Source organism: Mordavella massiliensis, from assembly GCF_016901695.1.
Lineage (GTDB): Bacteria > Bacillota > Clostridia > Lachnospirales > Lachnospiraceae > Claveliimonas > Claveliimonas massiliensis_A.
Genome location: NZ_JACJKS010000057.1, coordinates 1 through 779, shown reverse-complemented (window position 1 = coordinate 779; position 779 = coordinate 1). Strand labels below are relative to the sequence as shown.

The 779-nt window shown below is 43.5% G+C and carries 1 protein-coding gene; it reads right to left on the bottom strand.

What is annotated here, in order from left to right; genetic code table 11:
* Nucleotides 1–779: IS256 family transposase (locus H6A20_RS13060; RefSeq protein ID WP_207750420.1), on the bottom strand; the 779-nt coding region annotated here is incomplete at both ends.

Genomic DNA, 779 nt, shown 5'->3' with positions numbered 1-779 from the left:
TGCAAAGGCTTTCCTGTCTTTATCCGGAACATATTTCAGCGTATTCCGTACCTGATGTACGATACAGCGCTGATACTCTGTTTTCGGAAAGGCAGCTGCAATAGCTTCCTTGATCCCAGTCAGACCATCTGCACAAAGGATCAGGATGTCTTTTACACCGCGGTTTTTTAATTCATTCAGGACAGACAGCCAGTATTTGGAACTCTCATTATCACCAACCTGAATGGTGAGGACTTCTTTCTTGCCATCTGTATTGATACCCAAAATCACATATGCAGCCAGTTTTCGGATGATGCCGTTATCCCGCACAGAATAGTGGATTGCATCAATAAAAAGGATCGGATATATTTCATCCAAAGGCCGGTTTTGCCAATCCTCTATTTGCGGCAAGATCTTATCCGTCACATCTGAGATAAAACCCTCAGATGTTTCAAAACCGTAAATATCCTCTATGGTCTCTGAAATCTGCCGGGTTGTCATTCCCTTTGCATACATGGATATGATCTTCTGGTCAATATCCGAGATATCTTTCTGACGTTTTTTGACCACCTGCGGCTGGAAGGTTGATTTGCGGTCCTGCGGGACTTCGATTTCCATAGAGCCGTAACTACTGTTTACCCGTTTGCGCTTATAGCCATTCCGATAATCGTCATTGTCAGAACGTTCAGATTTTTCATAGCCAAGATGATCATCCATTTCTGCTTCCATCATTTCTTTAATGGTCCCGCCAAGAAGATCTTTCAAGGCATCCTGGATATCTTCAGCGGTCTGAATGTCGT